Raw genomic sequence first — 22604 nt, 5'->3', positions numbered from 1 at the left:
AGAAAGCTGGATTTCGGGAGAAACAGGTGTCAAGTAACGAAACGCGCGCACGCGTGGCAGTGGTCGGCAGTCTGAACATGGATCTGGTCGCGCGCGCGCCGCGTTTGCCGCATCCCGGCGAAACGCTGGCCGGCCGCACGTTCGCGCAGGTCGCGGGCGGCAAGGGCGGCAACCAGGCGGTGGCCGCGGCCAGACTCGGCGCGCAGGTGTCGATGCTCGGCTGTGTCGGCGCGGACGCGAACGGCGCCCAGCTGCGCGCGGGGCTCGAAGCGGAAGGCATCGACTGCGCGGCGGTCGAGACCGGCCGTGAGGCGACGGGCGTCGCGCTGATCATCGTCGACGATGCGAGTCAGAACGCGATTGTGATCGTCGCGGGCAGCAATGGCGAAGTGACGCCGGAAACTATTGCGCGTCATGAAGCGGTTCTCGCTGCCGCCGACGTGGTGATCTGCCAGCTCGAAACACCGCCGGACACGGTGCAAGCGGCGCTGGCCACGGCCCGGCGCTTAGGCAAGACGGTCATTCTGAATCCGGCGCCGGCCACGGGTCCGCTTCCCGCCGAGTGGCTGCCTCTCATCGACTATCTGATACCGAATGAGCTGGAAGCGGCGACGTTGACCGGCTTGCCGGTCGGCTCGCCCGAGGAAGCGGCCACCGCCGCTGCCGTGCTGCGCGCGGCCGGGGCGCGCAACGTGCTCGTGACGCTCGGCCCGCGCGGTGTGCAGGCGGCGCTCGAAGGCGCGGCGCCGGCCTTGTACGACGCGCCGAAGGTCAAAGCCGTCGATACGACGGCGGCCGGCGACACCTTCATCGGCGGTTTTGCCGCGCAACTCGCGCAGGGTGCGAGCGTCGATGCGGCGATCCGCTTCGCGCAGCATGCGGCGGCGCTGTCGGTCACGCGCGCGGGCGCGCAGCCTTCGATTCCCACGCGGGCTGAAGTGGAAGGCTGAGTTTTTGGGCGGAGGCGGCACGTGGCGGTGTCGGGCGGTTGGCGTCGATGCTTGCATGCTGTGTTGCGATGCTTGCGGCGCGTGCCGTGCTTATCGGATATCCCGTGCACCCCCGCGCCTGCCGCTTGCCGCGCTTTACGCCACCCTGTTTCTTGCGCGCGCCGATCAGCGGATCAGCCAGCCAAGCCAAGCCAAGCCAAGCCAAGCCAAGCCAGTCAGCCGGTCAGCCAACCCGCATTGGCCAACTCGCCAGTCCGCCAGTTAGCCAATTCACCAATCCCCAGTTCGCTGGTCCCCAAAACCCCCAAACCCCGCCTCCATCGAACTGCGTGCACAACGCATCAAATGCCACACCGCGACCCTCCGCCCGATCTTCCTCGCATTTCTTGCTAACTTCCGCCAATCATCTTTCTTCATACGATAAGCACTTCAAGTATCGCGCCTGCTTGCCGTAAACGAGGCTAGTAGAGCAACGCTCCTAACGCGCGCTCTTGTCCGTCTACTACAGGAACAAGCATGTTGAACAAAGGGATTTCGATCAAGGCGCGGATCGGCCTTACGATGGCTTTTCTCGCGGCGCTGCTCGTCGGCATCGGCGCGTTCGGTCTATTCGGTATGGGCCGTTCTAACGACGCGTACAAGGATACGTTCACCAATTCGATGCCGAGCGCGGTCAACATCGGCAACGCCGAGTTGTTCGCGGCGCGGGAGCGTCTTGCGCTCGACCGCGCAGCGTTCATGATAGGTACGCCGGAAGCCGCGCCGACGCTGGAACGCGCGCGCGGCATGCGCGCCACGTCCGACATGTGGTGGAAGAAGTACATGGACCTGCCGCGTGAGCCTGAAGAAGAACGCCTCACGCAGGTAGTGGTCGGCAAGCGCGACGCACTGCATCAACAAGCCGACGCGTTTTCAGCAATCGTTGTTGCTGGCGACCAAAGCAAGTTGATCGACGGCGCCAAACGCCTGCAGATCGCTTACAACGAACTTGCCACCTCCGACGAGGCGCTAAGTAAATATCAGTTCGATCAGGCCCGGGATGGTTTCGAATCCGCTCAGTCGAGCTTCCAGATGTTCCGCATGGTCAGTCTCGGCGCGCTGTTCGCCGGTGTCGTCGCGGCGGTGCTGTCGTATGTGGCGCTCAGCCGGGCAATCGCCCGGCCGCTCGCCGAGGCGCTAGGCCATTTCGACGCGATCGCCGCAGGCGATCTGCGCCGTCAGGTCGTCATCACGTCGCGTGACGAAATGGGGCAGGTGCTCGAAGGTATCGGGAAGATGCAGCGCAGTCTCACCGAAACGGTGCGCGCGGTGCGCGGCGGAAGCGAGTCGATTGCTACCGCGACGCGCGAAATCGCGGCCGGCAATATTGATCTGTCGTCGCGCACGGAAGAGCAGGCGTCCGCGTTGCAAGAAACGGCGTCGAGCATGGAAGAATTGACCGGCACCGTGAAACAGAACGCCGACAACGCCCGTCAGGCGAGCGCGCTCGCGGCCAATGCATCGGAAATCGCCAACAAGGGCAGCGCGGTGGTGGGCCAAGTGGTCGGCACAATGGGCGAGATCAACCAGAGTTCTGCAAAGATCGCCGACATCATTTCGATCATCGAAGGAATCGCGTTTCAGACCAACATCCTCGCGCTGAATGCGGCCGTGGAAGCCGCGCGTGCCGGCGAAGAGGGGCGCGGTTTCGCGGTCGTTGCGGGCGAAGTGCGCAGCCTCGCGCAACGCTCGTCGGCGGCGGCCAAGGAAATCAAGGAGCTGATCGACACGTCGGTGGACCGCGTGCAGTCGGGCTCGGCGCTCGTCGACGAAGCGGGCCGCACGATGAGCGAGATCATCAGCGCGGTGCAGCGCGTGACCGACATCATGGGCGAAATCGCCGCGGCCTCTGAAGAGCAGAGCAGCGGTATCGACCAGGTGGCGCGCGCCGTCACCCAGATGGACGAAGTGACGCAGCAAAATGCCGCTCTCGTCGAGGAAGCGGCCGCGGCGGCGTCTTCTCTGGAAGACCAGGCTGACAAGCTGCGTGGCGCGGTTGCCGTGTTTCAACTGGAAGACGGTGGCGTGAGGACGTCGGGCGGCGCGTTGCCCAAACATCTGCCGACGCCTGCGCGAATTGCCCCGGCCGCGGCGCGGTCGGCGTCTCGTGCCGATTCTCGTGCAGCTCCGCGCGCGAGTGCCCCGGTCCCGGCTCAGCATGTAAGCGCCGCCCCGGCGGCTGCGGCTGCTGCCGTGCCGGCGCCGAAGCCCGCCGCACCGAAAGCGGCTCCGGCGCCGCGTGCGCCCGCCAAGGCTGCGGCTGTTGCCAGTGCCGGCGGCGATCAGGACTGGGAAACGTTCTGACCGGACATCTACGGTAATTGTCGCCTGTGCGGCGCGAGCGGCGAAAGCTCTTTGCAACGATCGTTCCAGGCGCTCCGGCTGCAGAATCAAAGCCGTGGCGGCTGAGCCGCCTCGCACATGAAGACCGCGGAAGACCGCGCTTGCGTACGCAAGCGCGGTTTTTTTATGGCGTGTGCATTAAGTCGCGTTTGTCGAGCGGCCGACGCCCTGGCGGGCCTCACGATCCGGTACATTGACGGGCGCGGCTACGGTAATTCGTGACCGGATCGCGGCTGTCGGCTGTCGGCGACGCCTGCGGCTAGCCGGCGAAGAGCGCTGCTGCGCAAACCGCCGCGCGGCTTCGCGTCGCCCAGCGCGCCTCGCCGCCGTTTTACCACCCTTGACCACCGCTAACCACCGCGCTGCAGTAGCCGTTAAATGCGCCAGCCACAAAGGACCGACATGACGCCACACGACCTCGCGCACCGCCTCGTCGAAGCACGCCGGCAGCATCGCCCGATCAACGGGCTCGCGCCCGAACAGATGCCGCCGGACGCCGCCACCGCTTACGCGATCCAGCAGGCGGTCATCGCGGGTCTCGGCGACTCCACCGGTGCGTGGAAGATCGGCGCGAAGGCGCCCGGCGGAGCCGCCTCTGGCGCGCCGATCCCCGCTTCGCTCGTGCTGCCTTCGCCAGCGCGCGTTGCGCACGGGGGCTTCTTTCGCGTGCTGCTGGAACTCGAAATCGCGTTCCGCTTCACCGAGGCGATCGAGCCCCGCGGCCGTGCCTACGCACGCGACGAGGTGCTCGCGCTGGTCGGCGAGGTGCTGCCGGCCATCGAGATCGTCGATAGCCGCTTTGCGGAATGGCCCAACATCGCGCCGCTTGCCCAACTCGCCGATGCCCAGAATAACGGGGCATTGATCACCGGTCACCCGGTGGCGTACGCGGGACTGGCACGCGGCTTCGACTTTGTTTCGCCGGAGCTGGAACTGAGCTTCGACGGCGATTCGCTCGTGCCGGCCGCCACCGGCAATCCCGCGGGCGACCCGCGCGAGCTGCTAGTGTGGTTCGTCAACCATTGCGCCGCCATGGGCATCACGATCGAGCCGGAATGGACGCTGACCACGGGCTCTTACGTCGGTGCGCACAATGTGGACAAACCGGGCGTCGTGCGTGGCCATATCGACGGACTCGGAGAGGTCGAGATCGAACTGACCTGAAGCCGTGACACTGTGTGATGTGACACGGTGTCCGTTTCACTTCCATGCCGTGCTTGTAACGGCGCATTACAAACGCGACATTCAACGGCTGCCGATGGGCGGCCGTTTTACATTTGATGCGTCTGTGCTTGCTGCTTAGCCGTATACCCTATTGAACCAGTTGAATGCCGCGCCGTTATCCAGTTAACAGACAGCGAACAGAGGGAGCGCGAGCGGTAGAGGACATGGCTGCGCGATACCGGCGATGCACGTGCTGCAGATGTTGCAAGTGGTGCAGGCAACCATGTCGTCGACGCGGTTATGTAAAGGCTGCGAAGCAAGTGAAGCGTCGGCTCGATAGCAAAGCATGCGCAGCGGCACAACGATTTCTGCGTCGATGTGAATCGCGATGGAACGAAACCTCGCGTCCATGGACGAACTGCATGAACGTGCGCCGGCGAACCATGCAAGCAACTTTGGTCGACCGGCATGTAACAGATGCGGGGACATGTAGACCAAACGCATGTCGAAGCGTTAGGAAGGAAAGCGCGGTAGCAAAAAGAGCGGGGACGTAGCGCGAAATTTGCGAGGTGCTGGCTTCAAGGTACGCAGTGTGCGTGTGCAGCCATCGCGTGAATGTAAGTGTTGGGATGAACTGGAGAGCAAGCTGTTTGATCGTCCGACGCGCAAGATTGTAGGTCGTCAAAACGGGCTTTCCAAGTGATGAATGTTGGGAGGCGAATGCGGCGCGATTTTCGCAACGTAGTTCGTGAAAAAAAATTTAAAAGGGTTTAGGATGAATTCGAGCGATGTCGTTTCCGAATAGCGCGCCGCGCACGACATCGGTCTAGACTTCGGCGAGGAGGTAGCATGGATATCTACAGCAGTTTCGCGACCCGCTTCGAGAAAACGCGAGAGGACGAACTCTCGCTCGAGGAGTACCTCGCGCTCTGCAAAGACAATCCCGCCGCGTACGCCACGGCTGGCGAACGCATGTTGACGGCAATCGGAGAACCCGAACAGATCGATACTCGCAACGATCCGCGTCTGTCGCGTATCTTCGCGAACAAGGTCATCAAGGTATACCCCGCATTCCGTGAGTTCTACGGAATGGAAGAGGTGATCGAGCAGGTGGTCGCCTACTTCCGGCACTCGGCCCAGGGGCTCGAAGAGAAGAAGCAGATTCTGTATCTGTTAGGCCCGGTCGGCGGCGGCAAATCGTCGATCGCGGAACGCCTGAAGCAGCTCATGGAGCGCGTGCCGTTCTACGCGATCAAGGGCTCGCCCGTGAACGAATCGCCACTCGGTTTGTTCGACTACGACGAGGACGGTCCGATCCTCGAAGAGCAATACGGCATACCACGCCGCTACCTGAAAAGCATTCTGAGCCCGTGGGCGGTCAAGCGCCTGCACGAGTACAACGGCGACATTCGTAAATTCCGTGTGGTGCGGCGCTATCCGTCCATCCTGCGGCAAATCGGTATCGCCAAAACGGAGCCAGGCGACGAGAACAATCAGGACATCTCCTCGCTCGTCGGTAAGGTGGACATCCGCAAGCTCGAACAGTATGCGCAAGACGATGCAGACGCATACAGCTACTCGGGTGGCTTGTGTCTCGCGAATCAGGGCCTGCTCGAATTCGTCGAAATGTTCAAGGCTCCGATCAAGGTGTTGCACCCGCTGTTGACGGCGACCCAGGAGGGCAACTTCAAGGGCACGGAAGGCTTCGGTGCGATTCCTTTTGACGGTGTGATTCTCGCGCACTCGAACGAGTCGGAGTGGAAGGCGTTCCGCAACAACCGCAACAACGAAGCATTGCTCGACCGGATCTTCGTCGTGAAGGTGCCGTACTGCTTGCGCTACTCGGAAGAGATCAAGATCTACGAGAAGCTGCTGCGCAATTCGTCGCTCGCCAATGCCGTATGCGCTCCCGGCACGCTGAAGATGATGGCGCAAATGTCGGTGCTCACGCGCTTGCAGGAGCCTGAAAATTCGAGCCTGTTCTCGAAGATGCAGGTCTACGACGGCGAGAATCTGAAGGACACCGATCCGAAGGCGAAGTCGTACCAGGAATACCGCGACTTCGCGGGCGTGGATGAAGGGATGACCGGCGTGTCGACCCGCTTCGCGTTCAAGATTCTGTCGCGCGTGTTCAACTTCGATTCGACCGAAGTCGCGGCCAATCCGGTGCACCTGATGTATGTGCTCGAACAGCAGATCGAGCGCGAGCAGTTCCCACCGGAAACCGAGCAGAAGTATCTGTCGTTCATTAAAGACGTGCTTGCCTCGCGCTACGCGGAATTCATCGGTAAGGAGATTCAGACCGCTTATCTGGAGTCGTACTCCGAATATGGGCAGAACATCTTCGATCGCTATGTGACGTATGCCGACTTCTGGATTCAGGATCAGGAGTTCCGCGATCACGACACTGGCGAGAGCTTCGACCGCGCGGCATTGAACGCCGAACTGGAGAAGATCGAGAAGCCCGCGGGCATCAGCAATCCGAAGGATTTCCGCAACGAGATCGTGAACTTCGTGTTGCGCGCGAGAGCTGCGAATGCAGGGAAGAATCCTGCGTGGATCAGCTACGAAAAGCTGCGCGTGGTGATCGAAAAGAAGATGTTTTCGAACACGGAGGAATTGCTGCCTGTCATCTCGTTCAACGCCAAAGGTTCGGCGGAAGAACAACGCAAGCACGAAGACTTCGTCAACCGGATGGTGGCGAAGGGCTACACGCCGAAGCAGGTGCGCTTGCTCTGTGACTGGTATCTGCGCGTGCGCAAATCGTCATGATCCGCATCGCGTGCCGCCCGCGCGGTCCGACCGCGCGGGCACCCTGCGAGGCGCAAGCTGCATGGACATAGCACTGGACCATGCAGCGTACGTCTCGCGACGAGTCGACAAGGGAGACGAGGCGTGCTTCATCAAATCATCGACCGCAGGTTAGCAGGCAAGAACAAGAGCATTGCAAATCGCGAGCGCTTTTTGCGTCGCGTTAAGAACTATATTCGTCGCGCCGTTTCGGAAGCGGTGCGCGACCGCAGCATCAAAGACATACAGAACACGCAGAGCATCACGATTCCGCGCAAGGACATCGCAGAGCCGTCGTTCCGGCATGGGCCCGGCGGCCGGCGCGAAATGGTGCATCCGGGCAACTCCGACTATATCCGCGGCGACAAGATTCAGCGTCCGCAAGGCGGCGGAGGCGGAGGCGGGGGCGGCCAGGCCAGTAACGAAGGCGAGGGTCAGGACGACTTCGTGTTCGAACTGAGCCGCGAAGAGTTCATGCAGTATTTCTTCGACGACCTCGAATTGCCGCGGCTCGTCAAAACCCACCTCCTGGCCGTCCCCACGTGGAAGAGCATCCGCGCCGGCTGGGCTGCCGAAGGCACGCCGAACAATATCGACGTGGTCCGTTCGTTGCGTAGCGCTCTTGGCCGCCGCATCGCACTCGGCGCACCGCTCGTCAATCAGTTGCACGAGATGGAGCGGCAACTCGAGGTCATGAAAGCCGACCCCGACGACCGTCGCGAGGACATCAAGCTGCTCGAAGAGGAAATCCACCACTTACGCGGGCGCATATGGCGCATTCCGTTTATCGATCCGTTCGATCTGCGCTACGTGAACCGCGTGAAGCAGCCCACGCCGTCCAGCCAGGCCGTGATGTTCTGTCTGATGGATGTGTCGGGTTCGATGGACGAGCAGCGCAAGGATCTCGCGAAGCGCTTTTTCATCCTGCTGTATCTGTTTCTCAAGCGCAATTACGAAAAGATCGAGGTGGTGTTCATCCGTCACCACACGCGCGCGGAAGAGGTCGACGAAGACACCTTCTTCCATTCAACGGAAAGCGGCGGCACGGTCGTGTCGAGCGCGCTCGAACTGATGCAGAAGGTCATGGACGAGCGCTATTCGCCGACTGAATGGAACATTTACGGCGCGCAGGCGTCGGACGGCGACAACTGGACCGACGACTCGCCGAAGTGCCGCAAGATACTCTCGGATGACATCCTGGAGAAGGTGCGCTATTTTGCGTATATTCAGGTGACGCCCGAAGAGCAGAATCTGTGGCTGGAATATGCGCAACTGGCGTTGAGCCAGCCGCATATGGCGATGAAGAAAGTCGAAACCGCGGCTGACATCTATCCGGTGTTTCGCGAGTTGTTCGAAAAGCAGGTGGCGTCGTCATGACGGACAAGCACTTGCACAACGAAGCGCGCGGCTATCAGCCGGAGCGTGGGAAAGGCGTGCCGCAGCGTCAGTCGGGGCATGCCGAGGCAGCGGCGGACGAAGTCCGACCCGTCGCAGCCGGAGCAGTCGACAACGCTGAAGCACGGGGACACACCGGAACGCCCACTGAGGGGCAAAGGGAAGTCCGTATGAACGTAGCCGATAGACGGCCTCTGCCGTGCCCGTCCGACTGGACCTTCGAGTTGATCGAAGAGTACGACTCGCATATTGCCCGTGTTGCGGAGCAATATGAGCTCGACGTGTATCCGATCCAGCTGGAACTCATCAGCGCTGAACAGATGATGGACGCTTATGCGTCCGTCGGCATGCCGGTGAACTACCGGCACTGGTCGTTCGGCAAGCACTTTCTCTCTACCGAAAAAAGCTACCGTCGCGGGCAGATGGGGCTCGCGTACGAGATCGTCATTAATTCGAACCCCTGCATCGCGTATCTGATGGAAGAGAACACGATGACGATGCAGGCGCTCGTCATCGCCCATGCGGCGTACGGGCACAACTCGTTTTTCAAGGGCAACTATCTGTTCCGGCTGTGGACGGATGCGCATGCCATCATCGATTACCTCGTCTACGCGAAGAACTACATTGCGGAGTGCGAGGAGCGCTTTGGGCTCGACCGTGTCGAAGAACTGCTCGATTCGTGTCATGCGCTAATGAACTACGGCGTGGACCGCTATAAGCGTCCGCAGAAGCTGTCGCTTGAGAAGGAGTTCGCCGCGCGCCGCGAACGCGAGGCGTACCTGCAGTCGCAAGTCAACGAATTGTGGCGCACGCTACCCACGCGCCATACGCCGTTGCCCGAGGAAATCGAGGAGCGTTATCCGCCTGAGCCGCAAGAAAATCTGCTGTACTTCGCGGAGAAAAACGCGCCACTGCTCGAGCCGTGGGAGCGCGAGGTGATTCGCATCGTGCGCAAGGTGGGACAGTATTTTTACCCGCAGCGGCAGACGCAGGTCATGAACGAAGGCTGGGCCACGTTCTGGCATTACACGTTGCTCAATACGATGTACAACCAGGGCAAGCTCGAAGACGGCTTCATGATGGAGTTTCTCCATTCGCACAGCAATGTGGTCTATCAGCCGCCGGTCACGAAGCCTTACTACAGCGGTATCAATCCGTACGCTCTGGGTTTTTCGATGATGAGCGATATTCGCCGCATCTGTGAAAACCCTACTGACGAAGACCGCAAGTGGTTCCCGGAACTGGCCGGCAGCCCGTGGCTTCCCGCCATGCACTACGCGATGCGCAATTTCAAGGACGAGAGTTTTGTCGCGCAGTATCTGTCGCCGCATCTGATCCGCGAAATGCGTCTGTTCTCGGTGCTCGACGACGACATGCGCGATGCGCTCGAAGTCTCCGCGATTCACGACGACAGCGGTTATCAATATGTGCGCCAGGCGTTGTCGCGGCAGTACGACATGCATCATCGCGAGCCGAATATTCAGGTGTGGTCGGTGAATACGCGTGGCGACCGCAGTCTGACGTTGCGGCACTTCATGAGCGACAACCGGCATCTTTCATCGGATAGCGATGAAGTGCTCAAGCACATGGCGCGCTTGTGGCAGTTCGACGTGTACCTCGAAAGCGTCGATGAAAACGGCACGGTCAGGAAGCGTTACGAGTGCCGCTACGTGCCGCCGGCCGTGAGGGCGTGATGGTCTCATAGGCGCGCCGCAACTCTTGCGGTTCGGCGCGCCAGTTTTTGTGGTGTCGAGCGGCGCGCGACCTGGGTTAGGTGTGGGTGCCCTACGCGTGGCTGCCCAAATCAGCCAGAAAATCCCGGGCACGTTCCGACAAGCCCGGGGCGAGATTCAGGGCCTGGGTCGCCGCCGTGGCGACTCGGGTGCGCGCGTTCTCCTCCAGTTCGTCGGTGGCTGTCGTCAACCAGTCTGGAAACTTCTCTGCGAGCGCGTCGATCAACACGGCGGCCTGCCGTCGGTCCTTGTCTGCTTTGAGTGCACGCGATGGGTCGCGAAGCGTGCTGACGATAAGCTTGTGAAGCGCAAATCTGGCGGGATCGGGCAGCATCACCGGCACCACGTGTTCTTTGCCGAGGATAAAGCCGCGCGTCGGGTTCGATACCAGATACCTGAAGTAAGGAAGCCCTGTCGCGTGGGCGCGTAAGTGCGGCAAGGCTTTCGTCTCGTACGCCTCGGTACCCGGCACGAGTAAGTCCACCTTGAGAGGTTGCCCGCGAGCCTTGAACGAGGTCGACGGCTTTCGCGAGTCCAGTTCCGGCACCTCGAGAAACGGAATACCGCTATCACGAAGAATGTCGAGAAAGCTGCGCTCTTCGGGGATAGCCACCGAAATGCTGCCGGTGCTGCCGATGTCGATATCTTCCGTCCTGTAGTTCGCAGGCAGCCGAACGCCGAGGCTGTTCAGCAGGGCGCCGAAGGCGTGGGAGCCGACCAGCACTCCGCCGTGGCTGAAGATGCCGGCATTAAAAAGCGTTGCGAGAGTTAGCGCCGAAGAGTTGTCCGCAGCGGCAAAGTTCGCCTTGCGCAGGATCTGCACCTCGGCGGCAAGCACGCGCATCTCCGCGCTCTCAAGTAGTTTCGCCTCGAGCGCGGCCTCGGTAGCGGGCTCGCCTGCGCGGCCAAGCGAGGTTTCCTTATGCTTTCCCGATGCCAGATAGACGCGCCAGTAGGTGTACGTTTTCCCGTCGACGGTCTTCTGGGCCGCCGAGCCCGGAGAGTGCAGGGGAATGTGACCTTGTGCGCTGGCGCGCTCGGTGACGGAGGAATACAGCGTTTGCAGTGCGTCGTTGTGGAAGCTGGCCATAGCTGGCATCTCCTTATACCCTGTAATTACACATTAAGGTATAAAGATGCCGACGTCAAATTTATACCTTACGATTAGATCGCGAGGGATAAACCCCAGAATCAGCCTCCGGGAAGCGGGAGCGCACATTCGTGACGCGCACGAGGCGGCGTTTGCCGAAGTGGCGTGCGGCTCTGCGGGAACGGTGTGCCAACGGCGCTCATAGCGCTTGCCCTGGCGCTTGCCAACAAACCACCAACTTCTACTTGCGATTCTGTAAAATTCGCGCACGCTAAAAACCGCGTGCTGAAGGCGGCGCCATGACCGTCGCCTCCGTTCAAGAGACAAGGAAGACACAACATGACCGACCTCACAGACCACAGCGTGGCCTCAGCCCACGACACACGGCGCCGCATCTTCGCGATCGTCGGCGCGTCATCCGGCAATCTTGTCGAATGGTTCGACTTCTACGTCTATTCGTTCTGCGCGCTTTATTTCGCGCCCGCATTTTTTCCGAGCGGCAACACCACGACGCAATTGCTCAACACGGCCGGCGTGTTCGCGGCGGGCTTTCTGATGCGCCCGATCGGCGGCTGGTTTTTCGGCCGCCTCGCTGACAAGCATGGCCGCCGCATGGCGATGATGGTGTCGGTGTTCATGATGTGCGGCGGCTCGCTCGTGATCGCCGTGTTGCCCACGTACGCGCAGATCGGCGCGCTTGCGCCTGCGCTGCTGCTGGTCGCGCGCCTTTTTCAAGGTCTGTCGGTGGGCGGCGAATACGGCACCAGTGCGACTTATATGAGTGAAGTCGCGCTCAAGGGGCGGCGCGGCTTCTTCGCGTCGTTCCAGTACGTGACGCTGATCGGCGGCCAACTGTGCGCGCTGCTCGTGCTGGTCGTGCTGCAACAGACGCTCTCCACCGCGGAGCTCAAGGCATGGGGCTGGCGAGTGCCGTTCGTGATCGGCGCGATGGCCGCGTTGATCGCGTTGTATCTGCGTAAATCGCTCGATGAAACCACCACCGCCGCGACGCGTCAGCGCAAGGAAGCGGGCACGCTGCGCGGCTTGTGGCAGCACCGCGTCGCGTTTATGACGGTGCTCGGCTTCACCGCGGGCGGCTCGTTGATTTTCTATACGTTCACCACGTACATGCAGAAGTATCTGGTGAACACGGCGGGCATGAGCGCCAAGACGGCAAGCAATGTGATGACGGCGGCGCTCTTCGTCTACATGGTGATCCAGCCGGCCTTCGGCGCATTGTCGGACCGCATTGGCCGCCGCAATTCGATGCTGTGCTTCGGCTTGTTCGCGACCATCGGCACGGTGCCGCTTCTGCACGCGCTCAAAGACGTGACGAGCCCGTATGCGGCCTTCGCGCTTGTGGTGCTGGCGCTCGCCATCGTGAGCTTCTATACGTCGATCAGCGGCCTGATCAAGGCGGAGATGTTCCCGCCGGAAGTACGCGCGCTCGGCGTCGGTCTCTCGTATGCGGTGGCCAATGCGATTTTCGGAGGCTCGGCCGAATACGTGGCGCTGTGGCTCAAGTCGGTCGGCAGCGAGTCGATGTTCTACTGGTATGTCACCGTGCTGTGCGCCATTGCCGGGCTCGTCGCGCTGCGCATGCGCGATCCGTCGAAAGAAGGCTATTTGCGTCACGAACCGTAAGTCTCCCGACCATGCGCGTTTTCGACTAGCGCGCCCCGCACTTGCTCAGGACACCACGATCTCGGTGCCGAGCACATGCAGCAGATCGCGCAGCGCTTCGGCCTGCGCCATTTTCGCGTCGCTGCGCAAATGAATCTGCACGGCTCGCCCAGCAATTCCGTCGACGGGATGGGCGAGCCACAACTCCACCGCGAGCCCTAAACCCTCCGGCTGATTGACGGCAACCGGCTCGATCACGCGCGGCTTGAAACAGGCACTGTCGGACATGGCGAATCACCTCGAAGCTGATGACGTGTCCGGCTCATCGTAATCAGCGGCGCGCGGGAGTCCAAGCAACAAATACGCGTTTGCTAAGCAGAGGATGCTTAGCAGAAAAAGCGCTGACCGCGCATGCGGGCGAGACTTGGACGATCAGCCCGGCTCGGTCGTATCGGCGGCCAGTTCGGCGACGAAATCGTTCACCATCGCGCCGGCTTCACCGCTCAAGGCGGCCGGCGCGACAGGTGTCAAAGGTGTCAAAGGTGCCATAGGTGCCATAGGTGCCATAGGTGCCATAGGTGCCATGGGCGCCGCAGCGGCGGCCATCGCCACGGCCCGTTCGCGCGCGCTCATCGCGGCTCGCGAGAGCATCAGCAAATGGTAGTAAAGCCGCGCGCTCAAGCCATAGTGGTACGCAAACAGGTGAGCCAGCGCGATCTTGAAGCCGAGCCGCGCCTGACGATTTCTCGCATGCACCGACACCACGATGGGCGCAAGCCGCCGCAGCGCGAGCTTGCGTGAGGGCTCCAGCTGCGGCGGCAGTTTCAGCATCTTGACGAACGCGTACGCACTGAGCGTGGCCGCCGCGGACGTGCCGCGCGTGCTCTGCGAAATGGAAGTCGCGGTCTTGCGATACACCGACACGTAATCGTGCAGATAAAACACCTCGCGCGCCGCGAGGCAAAGTTCGGTGCCGAATACGAAATCGCAGCACACGCCGTACTGCTCCTTATAGCCGATGCGTTTGACGAGCCGCGCGTCGGCCATCCAGCCGTTGTTCGGGAACATCTGAATGAGGCCGGTCCTGCCGGGCAGCGGCTGCAAACCTTCGGCGTCCTTTGTACGCCGGAACGCCGCGTTGAGCCGCGCGCTCGCCTCGACGTCGATCGCGCCCGAATGGTCGGCCTCATACTGCGCGCCGAACGCCGCATCGAGCCGTGGGTGCAGGTCCCAGAGCGAGGCCAGTTTCTCGACGCCGTCGGTGGCGAGCAGGTCGTCGTCGTGAATCAGCAGAATCCTGTCGCCGCGCGCGCGCTGGAAGAGGCTCGCGACATTGCGCGCCTGGCCGAGCGGCGGCTCGTTCCTCGTATAGCGGATGCGCCGCTCGTTCCTGTAACGCGATGCGATGAGTTGCTCGGTGCGCGCATCGCTCGAGTCGTCGCCGATCACGATTTCCACATTGCCGTAGGTCTGCGCAAGACACGAGTCGATGCATTCGACGAGCAGTTCCGGCCGGTTGCACGTCGGCAGGCAGATCGACACTTTGGCGGACTGGGAGGAGGGCGAGGGAATGGACATGGGCGTCGCCTTTGTTATCTGTTAAAGGGGCGGCAGCCGGTCTGCCTGGTAGCATACGTCGCTGCAAGCAGAAAAATAGTTCATCACGCCGAAAAAATATTCGGTAAAAAAACGGAAAAAATGTCTGGCGTATGAAAGGCGCTGGAAGGGAAAAATTTATGCAGCTTTGCCGCGCAAAAGCAGCAAAGCCGCTTGTAGACCCGCGCTTAATTTCAACCCACTGACGGTTCGCCTTCGCCCGGCTTCTGGCCGGGGCGATCGGCCGGGGACTGATCGCGTCCTTCGTCGCCGCGCTCCGGCAGCTTGCTTTTTTCGTTGTCGCTGTGCACTGCCGGCTGCGGATGGGCGATGTCGTCCGGCTTCTCGCCGGTTTGCTGCTTGGTGTCGGCCATGGCTTTCTCCTGGTTGAAGACTCACCATGTGGAGCAAAGGGCGGGCCTGCGCGCCTTCACTCGGCCGGACCGGCACCCGTCAGCGAAACGATGAAGTCGAGAAATGCCCGCACCTTGGCTGGCGGATGGTGCCGCGACGGATACAGCGCATACAGCGGATAAAGCTCGTCGCCCCACTCGGGAAAAAGCTCGACGAGCTTGCCGCTCGTAAGAAGCGACTCCGCGCCGAGCGAGAGAATCTGCGCGACGCCCTGGCCTGCGGTGCAGACGCTGTGCAGAGTGCCGACGTCGTTCACGGTCAGCCTGCCTTGCGGCGCGACGACCATTTTCCTGCGGCCGCGATGAAACTCCCACGTGAACGGATAACCGGTGAGCGGATCGCGAAACTTGATGCACGCATGCGCGCCGCTCTCGAGTTCCCCGGGATTGGCCGGATGTCCGTGTTTCTTCAGATACGAAGGCGCCGCCACTGTCAGAATGCGCGTGTCGAGCACCTTGCGCGCGATCAGCGACGACACCGGCGGCTCGCCGAAGCGGATCGCGACGTCGAAACCGTCGCCGACCATATCGCCCAACTGGTCGCGCGTAATCAGTTCGAGTTGCAGATCCGGGTGTTTGTCGACGAAACCGCCGAGTCTGGGTCCAAGCACGAGCCGCGAAAAGAACGGGTCCATGTTCACGCGCAGGCGTCCGCGCACCGCTGTCGCACCTTGCTCGGCCGACGCTGCCGCTTCTTCGAGACCGCTTAGCAGCGGCACGATCTGTTCGTAGAAGCGCCGGCCTTCGTCGGTGAGCGTAACCGAGCGTGTGGTGCGATCGAACAGCCGGATACCGAGGCGCGCCTCGAGCCGCGCGACGGAACGGCTGACACCCGATTGCGACATGTCGAGCGCCACGCCTGCTGCCGCGAAACTTCCGCAATCGACGATAGCTGTCAGCACGCCCATGCCATTCAGCATGCGCTCGTCAAATGGCATCTGATAGTCCTTTGTTATTCGTGAACGGCGTCCATGCTAACGCGAAACGCCGTGCTGGGATCCGAGCAGGAACAGAGCGGAATCCGGTAATGCGCGTCGCATCAACAAGCGACAACCGGGCAACAACCAAGCGACAACAGGCAACACAAGGACCGGACAGCGGCGCTCGCTTCAACGTCTGGCACCCTGGCTGGCCGGCGCGCGCACGCGGGGCGCGGTGTCGAGATGACGGAACACCCATGCAGACATCAGCGTGATCGCGCCGACACACACGAAGCTCAGACGGAAGCCGAGCGCGGCCGAGCCCCATTGCGCGGAAAAGAGCTTCACGAGCCCGCCGCCGATGGACACGCCAAGGCCGATCGCCAACATCTGCACCATCGAAAACAGACTGTTGCCGCTACCCGCGTCTTCATGCGAGAGGCCCTTGAGCGTGACGCTGTTCATCGCCGCGAACTGCATCGAGTTGGCGGCGCCGAACACCGCCAGAATCACGATCTCTACGATGAGCGGCGTGCCGCGCGAAATCAAAGCGAAGGCAACGATCGACGAACCCACGATCAGCGTATTGACCAGCAGAAACAGGTCGTAGCCGTAGCGTCGCACGAGCGACGCAATCCAGCGTTTCACGATCGTGCCCGCGAGCGCTGCGGGCAGCATCATCAGGCCTGAATGCAGCGGCGTATAACCCAGTTCGAGTTGCAACAGCAGCGGCACGAGGAACGGCACGGCGCTCGAGCCGATACGGCATACGAGGTTGCCGATCAGACCCACGCTGAAGTTCGGCTCGCCGAAGAGCGAGAGTTTGAAGAGCGGGTTGCGCCGCCGTTTTGCGTGCGGGATATAGGCGAGCGCGCTCACTACCGCGAGAGCGAACAATGCCGCCGACCACGCTGCCTGATGGGTCGGCGCGGGCGCGTCGACGGCCAGCGAAAACGCGATCATGCACAGCGACAGCAACCCGCAGCCGATGAAATCGAACGGTGGCGCCTGCCTCTCACCGTGCGACGGAAGAAAGCGCTGCACCGAATAAAGACCCACAGCGCCGATCGGCACGTTGATCAGAAAGATCCAGTGCCATGTGATCGCCTCGACGAGCCAGCCGCCGAGCGTCGGCCCGGCGATCGGCCCGAGTTGTCCCGCGACCGAAATGAACGCGAGCGTAGACACGTATTGCTCGCCGGAGACGCTGCGCAGCACGGCGAGGCGTCCGATCGGTAGCAGCATCGAGCCCCCTACGCCTTGCAGCACGCGCGCGATCACGAGTTGGCCGAGGGTATGCGCGCTCGCGCAACAGATCGAGCCGATCACGAAGATCAGGATCGCGGCGAAATAGACGCGCCGCGTGCCGAAGCGGTCTGCAAGCCAGCCGGATGCGGGCGTAAGCATCGCCATCGTCAACGTGTAGGCGACCACGATCGGCTGCATCGCAAGCGGCGCGACGTGCAGGCTGCGTGCGATCGACGGCAGCGCCGTATTGACGATCGTGGTGTCGAGCGACTGCATGAAGAAACCGGCGGCGACGATCCACAGTAGCGCGGTATGCGACGTATCCCTGGTCATGTGATGGCGGATGGTGGGCGCGCGGCGCCCTTGGCTGAGGTTTTGTCAGCAAACGCTTCAATGATATGGGCATCGCGAGCGCGCGGGAAGTCCGCCGACTGTTCCGAGCGGCACGGCGCGCAAGCCGCGCAGTGTCGCGCCGACACCACCAGCGTCGATTTTTGTTTTTTGACGCGAACCCGGATCGTTATAATTCCATATACGGTACATTGTTTCATATAAGGAACAAGCGCCGCTCAAGGAAGAATAACGACTACCGGGGAAGAGACAGACCGTCATGACCAGAAACCTCACCATCAACCTACGCATCGCGATCACGATTGCGTTTCTCGGCGCGCTGCTCGTTGTCATCGGCGCGCTTGGCATTTTCGGCATGGCCGAAAGCAACCAGGCACAGCGCGAGGCGTACGACGTACATTTCGCGTCGGTGGTGGCGCTCGGGAAGTCGGGCACGGCCATGTCGCGGGCGCGCTTTGGGCTCGACTGGGCGATGAGCAACCCGCACTCGCCGCAACTGAACGCGCAACTCGAACGCGCGCGCATGCTGCTCGGCGAGTCGGATACCTGGTGGCGCAGCTTCCGCGATCTGCCGAAAACGCCCGAACTGCAACGCCTCACCGACGACCTCGACGCAAAGCGTACCGCCGTGCGGCGCGACGGCATCGACCAGCTGATCGACGCAATCCGCACCGGCGACGCGAGCTGGATGGACGAGACCCGCGCAAACCGGCTAATCGCTTTGTACACCGCGATGAACGCGAGCCAGGGCGCATTGGAGGCCTATCTGAACCAGCAGGCCGCCGACGCCAACGAGCGCTCGGCCGTGCTCTTTCATGGTTTGTTGAGTGCGAGCATCGGCAGCGTGCTGATCGGTCTCACCGTCGCGTTCTTCAGTTGGCGCACGTTGCGCCGCGCGATCATGGGCCCGCTGCACGCCGCGCTGCGCCAGTTCGACGCGATTGCCGCAGGCGAGCTGACGACGCGCGTGGCGATTCGTTCGAACGACGAAATGGCGACGTTGCTGCGCGGAGTGGCGTCGATGCAGGACAAGCTTCGCGCGACGGTGACGAGCGTGCGTGCCGGATCGCAGTCGATCGCGTCGTCGACACAGCAGATCGCGGCGGGCAATCTCGATCTGTCGCAGCGCACGGAGGAGCAGGCGGCGTCGCTGGAACAGACCGCCGCGGCGATGGAAGAACTGACCTCGACCGTGCAGCTCAATGCCGAGCATGCGCATCATGCGAGCGAGCTGGCCACCAGCGCGTCGGAAATGGCCGCCCAAGGGCGCGATTCAGTGGGCGGCATGGTGGAGACGATGCACGCGATTCATGCGGGGGCCGCGAAGATGACCGGCATCATTGCCGCGATCGAAGGCATTGCGTTCCAGACGAATATTCTGGCATTGAACGCGGCGGTCGAAGCGGCGCGTGCCGGCGAAGAAGGACGCGGCTTCGCTGTCGTGGCCGGCGAGGTGCGCAGTCTCGCGCAACGTTCGGCGGCCGCCGCGAAGGAGATCGGCTCGCTGATCGCCGAGTCGAACTCGCGCGTGGAGAGCGGCGCGGGGCTTGTCGACCGGGCAGGCAGCACCATGCGGGAAATAGAAGCGGCGATCCAGCGCGTGGCGCGCATCGTCGGAGAAATCGCGGCGGCTTCCAAAGAGCAGAGCGAAGGCATCAAGCAGGTGAGCCTCGCCGTCACGCAAATGGACGAAGTGACACAGCAGAACGCGGCGCTCGTTGAGGAAAGCGCCGCGACGGCGAACTCGCTTGCGGATCAGGCGCGGCAATTGAGCGAGCTGACCGGGGCCTTCAAAGTCGCGCTCGCTTGATGCGGCGCGAACCGAGCGCATTGCAAGCCGCTCGATGCCGCGGCCGCCTGATTACGCCTTGCGTTGCGGTTGCGCTGCTTTACTCAGCGGCGTCGGTAAGCGAAGCGCGGTGCAATGCATTCGCGCAACCAGCGCTCATGCAGGCATCTTGCGGAACGAAACGGCGAAGCGGTTCCACGCGTTGATCGCCGAAATAAGCAGCGTGAGGTCGACCAGTTCCTCGTCGCCGAAATGCGGGCGCACTGCTTCCCACACGGCGTCGGGCGCGTGGTCGTGCGAGATCAGCGTGAGGGCTTCCGTCCATTCCAGCGCGGCGCGTTCGCGATCGGTGAAGAACGGCGTTTCGCGCCATGTGACGACGGTGGCGAGGCGCCGGTCCGTTTCGCCGCCTTTGCGGGCGTCGGCAGTGTGCATGTCGACGCAGAAAGCACAGCCGTTGATCTGCGATGCACGCAGGCGAACCAGTTCCGCGAGCGACTTCTCGATAGACGATTTGCCGATGCGTTCTTCAAGACCCAGCATGGCCTTGATCGCGGCGGGACTGGCTTTGTAGAAGTCGAGACGTTGTTGCATGATTCACTCCTTGGCGTTTAGTGGAACGCATCAGGTGATGCGATGAGTGAATACTAGTGCCGGCATTGGCTTTACAAAATGGCCATTTTCTGGGATTTTGAGGTAACCACATTTCTCCATGGGAAACCGGTTGGCCGCGCGTCGAGCGTCCTTGCTCACTGTAATGGCATCGTTGCCGCGCTTCCGGCGATTCGGTATGGTGAATTACTGGTCCCATCGAAGAGATACTGAATGACGTTCGCCGCCGAGCCTGTTTCGCAAAAGGGCTCACAACCAGCTTCACAGTCTGCTTCCGAGCCGATATCACAGCCGGCCTCCGAACCCATCCGTTCCGATGTGCTAATCGTCGGAGCGGGCCCCGTTGGTCTCTTTGCCGCTTTCGAAGCCGGGGTGATCGGGCTGTCCTGCCAGATAGTCGATGCGCTCGGCAGGATCGGCGGCCAATGCACCGAGCTGTATCCGGACAAGCCGATCTACGATATTCCTGCGATTCCGTCTTGCACCGCACGCGAACTGGTGGACCGGCTGCTCGCGCAATGCAAGCCGTTCGATGTTCCCATTCATCTCGAACAGCGTGTCGAATCGGTCGAACAACGCAGCGACGGCCGTTGGACCGTGCGGACCGATCGCGGCCTCGTCTTCGACGTCGCCGCAATTCTGCTTGCGGCCGGCAATGGCGCATTCGTGCCGCAGAAGCTGCTGCTTGCGGAAGCCGTGCCGCTCGAATCGCGCCACGTGCATTACAGCGTGCAGCGTCTCGCCGATTTCGCCGACAAGACCGTCGTCGTGGCAGGAGGCGGTGATTCCGCGCTCGACTGGGCGCTTGCGTTGCGCAAGGTCGCGCGGCGCGTCACGCTCGTGCATCGGCGTAACGGCTTCAGCGCGGCCGACTCCAGCGTCGAGTTGATGCGGCGCGCAGTGCAGGCAGGGGAGATGGATTTTGTCGTCGGCGCGATCTCGGGGCTCACGGTCGCAAGCGATGGGAAAGACGATGTCCTCAAATCCATCACATTGCGACATATCGAGGGTGAAACCGAACTGCAAGCCGAACAGCTCGTCGTGCTGTACGGACTGGTCGCCGATCTCGGTCCGATCGGGCAGTGGGGCTTGAGCATTCACGGCGGCCGGGTGGACGTGGACACGTCCAACTACGAAAGCTCGCGGCCAGGCATCTTTGCGGTCGGCGACATCGCCAATTATCCGAACAAGCAGAAGCTGATTCTTTCGGGCTTTCACGAGGCGTCGCTCGCGCTGAGAAAGGCATATTCATACGCGTATCCGGACAAGAAACGCGTGCATGTCCATTCAAGTTACGACGCAAAACTCGCGGAGAAAGTCAACGCGGCGGGGTGAGGCCGCACAGAGGCTCACGACTGGACCCGGTTGCGATCGCTGGATCGCACCGGGTCTTTTTTACATCACGACGCGCTATTTTCCAGCGGGCTGACTTGCGGCAGCTGCGGCGCTTGCGGCCTTGTCCTTTTTCTTCGCTTCATGATGGCCTATTGCACAGCCTGCTGCTGCGCCGGCCACGCCGTGACCGCCCGCAACATGTCCACCGACGCCGCCGACAACCGCGCCCTTGGTGCAGCCTTCGGCATGCGCTGCGCTGTGGATGAAAGCGAGTGAGACCACGAGGGCCGTGGCAAGAGATGCGTGTTTCAATGGAAGCTCCTTGGGTTGTTGATTCAATCGTGAGTCGAGCAAGCAATCGCGGGACCTGAGGAGTGTCGGCGATCCGAAAGCTTCGGAGAATGAAGATCTGCGAACAACACGGCAGAGGCTCCAGGCGATGACCCGCATTCATGTGAGACGTGCCACTGCAGGGAAGCGCGGCTCTCCGAACGGCATGCGCTTTGCTCAACGATGGTATGCGCCGAGAAGTTGCCGATGCCGCCTCGCCTTATCGGACCGCTATATTCAACCGCCTGATCGACCCGTTTGACGCAGCAGGCAAGACCGGGGAGTTGCGTTCAACCCCCTTATGCGGCATCGACAGCCGTTTCCCAAAAGACCTCACAAAACGAACGGCGCGAGACCGCTATAAGGAGGACAAAAAATGATGGACGCGATCTATCTGCTATTCGGGCAAGGCAGAGATCTCGACCCGCTGCAGATGAGCATGCGCGCATTCGTGGTGTTTCTGGTCACGCTCGTGCTGATCCGGATTTCAGGCCGGCGTTCGTTCGGCAAACGCTCGCCATTCGATTCAGTCGTGGTCATTCTGCTCGGCGCGACTTTGGGCCGGGCGATTGTGGGCGCATCGCCGTTTGTCGCGACGGTCCTGGCGTCGCTGATGATCGTGGTGTGTCACCGCCTCCTTGCATGGGCGTGCATGCGCTCGTCCGCGATCGAGCGACTCGTGGGCGGCGTCGAGCGTGAGATTTACAGCAACGGTGCGTTCAACGAACGGGAAATGAATGCCGCGCTGATGACACGCAACGACGTGTGCGAAAGCGTGCGCCAGAAAACCGGCTCACGTTCGATGGACAAGGTGGCCGCCGCCATTCTCGAGCGAAACGGCGACGTGAGCGTGATCCACAAGAAGCAGTGAACAGGCGGGCCG

19 protein-coding genes are annotated in these 22604 nt (G+C 61.8%); 11 read left to right on the top strand and 8 right to left on the bottom strand.

From position 1 onward, the window contains the following. Nucleotides 1-26: 26 nt before the first annotated feature. From rbsK to JMY24_RS07670, 6 genes are all read left to right on the top strand, one after another. A complete protein-coding gene (gene rbsK / locus JMY24_RS07695) occupies nucleotides 27-950 on the top strand; it encodes a ribokinase (protein ID WP_201701735.1) in 924 nt (307 codons plus the stop codon). Between the two features lie 516 nt (nucleotides 951-1466). Continuing rightward, entirely contained in the window at nucleotides 1467-3293 is a 1827-nt protein-coding gene (locus JMY24_RS07690) for a methyl-accepting chemotaxis protein (protein WP_201701733.1), read from the top strand. Between the two features lie 441 nt (nucleotides 3294-3734). Continuing rightward, entirely contained in the window at nucleotides 3735-4496 is a 762-nt protein-coding gene (locus JMY24_RS07685; RefSeq protein ID WP_201701731.1) for a 2-keto-4-pentenoate hydratase, read from the top strand. 849 nt (nucleotides 4497-5345) lie between these two features. After that, nucleotides 5346-7268 (top strand): PrkA family serine protein kinase, encoded by a 1923-nt coding sequence (locus JMY24_RS07680; protein ID WP_013339422.1) that lies wholly within the window; start codon nucleotides 5346-5348, stop codon nucleotides 7266-7268. 123 nt (nucleotides 7269-7391) lie between these two features. Then, nucleotides 7392-8663 (top strand): YeaH/YhbH family protein, encoded by a 1272-nt coding sequence (locus JMY24_RS07675; RefSeq protein WP_128586650.1) that lies wholly within the window; start codon nucleotides 7392-7394, stop codon nucleotides 8661-8663. Continuing rightward, nucleotides 8660-10375: a SpoVR family protein gene (locus JMY24_RS07670; RefSeq protein ID WP_027777162.1), complete on the top strand. Its 1716-nt coding sequence runs from the start codon at nucleotides 8660-8662 to the stop codon at nucleotides 10373-10375. The genes JMY24_RS07675 and JMY24_RS07670 overlap by 4 nt, the downstream gene beginning before the upstream one ends. A gap of 91 nt (nucleotides 10376-10466) precedes the next feature. On the opposite strand, the gene JMY24_RS07665 is transcribed toward JMY24_RS07670, so the two are convergent. Then, entirely contained in the window at nucleotides 10467-11504 is a 1038-nt protein-coding gene (locus JMY24_RS07665) for a GSU2403 family nucleotidyltransferase fold protein (RefSeq protein ID WP_128595207.1), read from the bottom strand. 339 nt (nucleotides 11505-11843) lie between these two features. On the opposite strand from JMY24_RS07665, the gene JMY24_RS07660 reads away from it, so the two are divergent. After that, a complete protein-coding gene (locus tag JMY24_RS07660; RefSeq protein WP_128586646.1) occupies nucleotides 11844-13148 on the top strand; it encodes an MFS family transporter in 1305 nt (434 codons plus the stop codon). Between the two features lie 45 nt (nucleotides 13149-13193). Here JMY24_RS07660 and JMY24_RS07655 read toward each other — a convergent pair whose 3' ends face one another. The 5 genes from JMY24_RS07655 to JMY24_RS07635 all read right to left on the bottom strand — a co-directional run bounded on the left by JMY24_RS07655 (nucleotide 13194) and on the right by JMY24_RS07635 (nucleotide 17637). After that, on the bottom strand, nucleotides 13194-13415 hold the full coding sequence (locus JMY24_RS07655; protein WP_128586644.1) for a hypothetical protein: 222 nt from the start codon (nucleotides 13413-13415) through the stop codon (nucleotides 13194-13196). A 144-nt stretch (nucleotides 13416-13559) separates the two neighbouring features. Then, on the bottom strand, nucleotides 13560-14705 hold the full coding sequence (locus JMY24_RS07650) for a glycosyltransferase family 2 protein (protein ID WP_128595206.1): 1146 nt from the start codon (nucleotides 14703-14705) through the stop codon (nucleotides 13560-13562). 212 nt (nucleotides 14706-14917) lie between these two features. Beyond that, nucleotides 14918-15097, bottom strand: a complete 180-nt coding sequence (locus JMY24_RS07645; protein ID WP_128595205.1) for a hypothetical protein — start codon at nucleotides 15095-15097, stop codon at nucleotides 14918-14920. Nucleotides 15098-15153: 56 nt separating this feature from the next. After that, nucleotides 15154-16074, bottom strand: a complete 921-nt coding sequence (locus JMY24_RS07640; protein ID WP_128586639.1) for a LysR family transcriptional regulator — start codon at nucleotides 16072-16074, stop codon at nucleotides 15154-15156. A 171-nt stretch (nucleotides 16075-16245) separates the two neighbouring features. Continuing rightward, nucleotides 16246-17637, bottom strand: a complete 1392-nt coding sequence (locus JMY24_RS07635; RefSeq protein ID WP_128595204.1) for a DHA2 family efflux MFS transporter permease subunit — start codon at nucleotides 17635-17637, stop codon at nucleotides 16246-16248. Nucleotides 17638-17914: 277 nt separating this feature from the next. On the opposite strand from JMY24_RS07635, the gene JMY24_RS07630 reads away from it, so the two are divergent. Then, nucleotides 17915-19465, top strand: a complete 1551-nt coding sequence (locus JMY24_RS07630; RefSeq protein ID WP_201701729.1) for a methyl-accepting chemotaxis protein — start codon at nucleotides 17915-17917, stop codon at nucleotides 19463-19465. 135 nt (nucleotides 19466-19600) lie between these two features. Here JMY24_RS07630 and JMY24_RS07625 read toward each other — a convergent pair whose 3' ends face one another. After that, nucleotides 19601-20038: a carboxymuconolactone decarboxylase family protein gene (locus JMY24_RS07625; RefSeq protein WP_128595203.1), complete on the bottom strand. Its 438-nt coding sequence runs from the start codon at nucleotides 20036-20038 to the stop codon at nucleotides 19601-19603. A 231-nt stretch (nucleotides 20039-20269) separates the two neighbouring features. Here JMY24_RS07625 and JMY24_RS07620 point away from each other — a divergent pair, with 231 nt between their 5' ends. Next, on the top strand, nucleotides 20270-21391 hold the full coding sequence (locus JMY24_RS07620; protein ID WP_236597346.1) for an NAD(P)/FAD-dependent oxidoreductase: 1122 nt from the start codon (nucleotides 20270-20272) through the stop codon (nucleotides 21389-21391). 75 nt (nucleotides 21392-21466) lie between these two features. On the opposite strand, the gene JMY24_RS07615 is transcribed toward JMY24_RS07620, so the two are convergent. Then, the gene (locus JMY24_RS07615; protein ID WP_128590688.1) at nucleotides 21467-21703 is read right to left on the bottom strand and encodes a hypothetical protein; all 237 of its coding nucleotides are present in this window, start codon (nucleotides 21701-21703) and stop codon (nucleotides 21467-21469) included. A 191-nt stretch (nucleotides 21704-21894) separates the two neighbouring features. On the opposite strand from JMY24_RS07615, the gene JMY24_RS07610 reads away from it, so the two are divergent. Next, nucleotides 21895-22101 (top strand): hypothetical protein, encoded by a 207-nt coding sequence (locus tag JMY24_RS07610; protein WP_128595201.1) that lies wholly within the window; start codon nucleotides 21895-21897, stop codon nucleotides 22099-22101. Continuing rightward, the gene (locus JMY24_RS07605) at nucleotides 22098-22592 is read left to right on the top strand and encodes a DUF421 domain-containing protein (protein WP_128595200.1); all 495 of its coding nucleotides are present in this window, start codon (nucleotides 22098-22100) and stop codon (nucleotides 22590-22592) included. The genes JMY24_RS07610 and JMY24_RS07605 overlap by 4 nt, the downstream gene beginning before the upstream one ends. The last annotated feature ends 12 nt before the right edge of the window (nucleotides 22593-22604 follow it).

This window comes from Paraburkholderia kirstenboschensis, from assembly GCF_904848585.1.
Classification (GTDB): domain Bacteria; phylum Pseudomonadota; class Gammaproteobacteria; order Burkholderiales; family Burkholderiaceae; genus Paraburkholderia; species Paraburkholderia kirstenboschensis.
This window is presented reverse-complemented; position numbering and strand designations above follow the sequence as displayed.